The sequence below is a fragment of the Moorena sp. SIO2C4 genome (genome assembly GCF_010672485.1).
Taxonomy (GTDB): domain Bacteria; phylum Cyanobacteriota; class Cyanobacteriia; order Cyanobacteriales; family Coleofasciculaceae; genus Moorena; species Moorena producens.
On the sequence record NZ_JAAHGN010000856.1, the window covers coordinates 1 to 3,379 of the forward strand.

The window sequence follows — 3,379 nt, forward strand, 5'->3', positions numbered from 1 at the left end:
TGATATTGTGACGGTACAGAAGTTAGCTGGCCATGCTTCTCCTGTCACTACGGCTAAGTATGACCGGCGGGGTGAGGAGGTTAAGCGTAGGGCGGTGCAGAAATTGGGGTTTTAGTCCGAGGGGGTTGGATAACCTGCGATCGCGGAAAGCGGAAAGTGAGCTAATCGATAGTTCTGATTCTAAGATACTTGCTCTAATTCCATGAGACTCAACTTTGGTCTAATAGTATGCTTAAATTATCGGAAATAGTTTAGTCAAGAGGAGGCTGCGATCGCCTTTGGCGCGGCAAAGCCCATCGCGAAGGCTCGGAATGATTTAGCGTTGGTGGAAAGGGAAATTGAATCAGCTCCACCACTGCGGTTCAAGATGGATTATCTCAATATCATCCACGACCAAGACAAAATCCAGAAACGACAACGGTTACAGGAAAAACGGATTAAGGCTCAGATTTCGATTCAATCTGCTATAGCTCGGTTAAATGCTGCGAAAACTCGTTACCAACAACAGATTTACCAGCATTCTCTGAAAATGATGACTTATCAAACTAATCTGCAACGGCAACAGTACCACTGGCATCTTTGGTGAAGCAGTCTCAGGAGGTGGAAAAGGAGCTGGCGGAATTGAGTATTGTGCGATTCTCCTAGGGAGACGCTACCCGAACGCCCTATGCTGGTCGGGTTAGGCGGGTGAAGATTCTTTCTCAGACAGACCGGGTGATCACTGCTGAGATTACTCTTGATGTTAGGGATGGTGGTTAATTCTAGGGCAAGGGCATGTTTGTGGTAGTGCTGTCTTTGCCTAATAAGTTGAAAATGATCGGAGTCAGTAACACTATCTGACCACTAATACTTGGATGTTTATTCTCTCATTAAAGTCTAATTGTTAGACACAATTATAATAACTGACAAACGCTTGTATAGTCAAAAAAATTGTTAATTTGTGTATGATTTAAGCAATTTAACAGTCAATAATCCGTGGTTAATAATACAAATTACTGAATTTCTCTGATCAGTATTTACACAATATTTTTTTTGATAGATAATTATTTTTAGTTATCAAGGATAGTATTTACTATCAAGGAATATAAACATGATTACAACGATAAATGGAACACCAGGGGATGATTTTATTCAGGGTACTCCTGGTGATGATCTCATCTTCGGTAATGATGGTGATGACCAAATTAATGGCAATGGTGGCAATGATACTCTTTTAGGTGGTGCTGGCAATGACCAAATCAATGGTGGCTCTGGCATGGATATCATCGAAGGTAATGATGGTGATGACCAGCTTAATGGCAATGGTGGGAATGATCATCTTTTTGGTGGTGATGGCAATAACCAAATCAATGGTAGCTCTGGTAACGAAGTCTTAGCGGTGCCGGGTGAAAGCCTTGGTAATAACCAGCTTAATGGCAACGGTGGCAATGACATCATTAATGGTGGGAATGGTGATGACGTGCTTAATGGTGGTTCCCAGGCTGATACAATTGTTAGCAATAATGGTGATGACCTACTAAATGGCAATGGTGGCAATGATGTCCTTGCTAGTCTTGGTGGAAATAACACTTTAACTGGCTCTTCTGACAGTGAGATTTTTAACGTTGGGGATGGCGATGATATTATTTTCGCCAATGGTGGAGACGATACAATTTCTAGTGGTCAAGGTCTAGACCAAGTCTTTTTAGGAACAGGTGCTGCTGAAGTCTTTTTAAGTACAGGGGATGGGTATGATACTATCTATAACTTTGATCTTAGTCAAGCTAAATTTGAGTTAGAATCAGGCTTAGATTTTGGGAGCTTGGACTTCTCTGATACTAGCCAAGGAGTTGAAATATTTAGTGACGATGACCTTCTAGCAGTTGTAGTTGGAGTTCAGGCTAGCCAAATCGATAATCCTAATTTCTTCATCTAATTTGTTATTGTCAGCTTCACGTATTTGGTAGTTGCTCTTCATTTATGTATGGGGAAAAACCAAAAATAGACCTTATTCACAAATCTTTTCTGGAAGCTCAATAGTCTGATGCACTTCCAACTACATTGTTTCTAGACCCGATGATGGGTCTTTTTTTTTGTAATGACTAGCCCGGCGGTTGGATCTGTCTTTTTGATGGCTGCGTTCGCGTAGCGTGGCCTAAAGGCCAATCGCACACCCTTTCCTCATCTCTACATTCCCTGGGTTTCTTGTTCAGGTACAGCTGCGATCGCAAACCCAAACCCCATCTCTACATGCCCAGCTCATCCCGTTGGTAATGTCTTAGTCATTATCGGGTAGTGGTTCTTCTGTTGTTGGAGTCTTGTAAGTGGGTAGAGACCGGATAAATTCCCTGATCAGTTCTGTTTTACCCCTGTGATACTGTTTACAATACTCCTCTAGTGCCTCAAATTCATGCTCTGGAAGTTTGAGGCTCATATTTTTTATTTTTGGCCTTGTCATGGATGCGTTTATAGTGTAATGTTTAAATAACGCTTATGACATTACCCAGTAAAGCTCATGACGTTACCAGAAACAGATAGTGTGATGGGAGTGAATGGTGCTCACTCCCATCACAACCGTGGTAGGAGAGGAACTCCTACCTGTTCTTTACAAGCTGCTTCTAGTTTATCTGAAAGGTTGTTCGCGTAGCGTGGCCTATTGGCCAAGGTTGTTGAAGGTTGTTCGGCGTAGCGTGGCCAATAGGCCAAGGTTGAATTCACTTCTGCCTTCTGCCCTCTGCCTTGTTTTCCCCAAAGTATAAGTATTCAACGTCTTAAACTATCCTTATGTTGCTATTAGCTAAATTATTTACCATTCTAACTTTTTAAATGTAACTAATTATTACAATATCTAAAATTTATCTCGATTTTTTTGAATTTCCACTTGACAACAACCATAGCCACTATTTATAATATAATCATGGCTAAAAGAGCCGCGCTTCTTGCTTGAGCGGGCACAAGCGCGGCTCTCTACCAAACTACAGTTTAGGTAACTCTATCATAATGGCAAAAAAGCGATTTATTCATCATCCCATCGATTATCACGAAGCGATGGAGCGTCTTGAGCAGCTTGGACAACAGAGGGAGCCAAGGCAGGAAAATTTGTATCCCTATTCGATCACGGAACGGGAGCAAATCTTGATTCGACTGTACAGTTACTACCAATTGGGCATGACACCGCAGCGTTTTTACCAAAAGTGGGACTTAACCCAGGAAGATCTAGCTTTGATCTGCTCTTGTTCCGCTCACACTGTTAATGGCTGGTTTAATACTAGATGAAGTAGTTGTCACGCCAGATGGTGGTGAACCAGTTCAAATTGCCAAAGGAGATTTGGTCACTTTCCCAGCTGGAATGTCTTGCACCTGGAAGATTATTTCTAATGTTAGAAAACACTATCAATTT

Annotated in this window: 5 protein-coding genes and 2 pseudogenes; 5 read left to right on the plus strand and 2 right to left on the minus strand. The window is 41.8% G+C overall.

The window, feature by feature from the left end; genetic code table 11:
• From F6K20_RS30325 to F6K20_RS30335, 3 genes and pseudogenes are all read left to right on the plus strand, one after another.
• Positions 1–115: pseudogene (locus F6K20_RS30325) on the plus strand (tyrosine-type recombinase/integrase); the annotation flags it as partial.
• Between the two features lie 207 nt (positions 116–322).
• Complete coding sequence (locus F6K20_RS30330) at positions 323–586, plus strand: hypothetical protein (protein WP_287297185.1); 264 nt, start codon at positions 323–325, stop codon at positions 584–586.
• Between the two features lie 504 nt (positions 587–1,090).
• The gene (locus F6K20_RS30335) at positions 1,091–1,915 is read left to right on the plus strand and encodes a calcium-binding protein (RefSeq protein ID WP_287297186.1); all 825 of its coding nucleotides are present in this window, start codon (positions 1,091–1,093) and stop codon (positions 1,913–1,915) included.
• A gap of 342 nt (positions 1,916–2,257) precedes the next feature.
• Here the strand turns inward: F6K20_RS30335 and F6K20_RS30340 are convergent, their stop codons facing one another.
• The gene (locus F6K20_RS30340; protein ID WP_008181428.1) at positions 2,258–2,413 is read right to left on the minus strand and encodes a hypothetical protein; all 156 of its coding nucleotides are present in this window, start codon (positions 2,411–2,413) and stop codon (positions 2,258–2,260) included.
• 134 nt (positions 2,414–2,547) lie between these two features.
• Positions 2,548–2,697: a hypothetical protein gene (locus F6K20_RS30345; protein WP_154659713.1), complete on the minus strand. Its 150-nt coding sequence runs from the start codon at positions 2,695–2,697 to the stop codon at positions 2,548–2,550.
• Between the two features lie 282 nt (positions 2,698–2,979).
• Between F6K20_RS30345 and F6K20_RS30350 the strand changes: the two genes are divergently transcribed.
• Positions 2,980–3,255, plus strand: coding sequence for a hypothetical protein (locus tag F6K20_RS30350; RefSeq protein ID WP_287297188.1), 276 nt, complete (start codon positions 2,980–2,982; stop codon positions 3,253–3,255).
• A pseudogene (locus tag F6K20_RS30355) lies at positions 3,254–3,379 on the plus strand (cupin domain-containing protein); the annotation flags it as partial. The gene F6K20_RS30350 and the pseudogene F6K20_RS30355, both read left to right, overlap by 2 nt.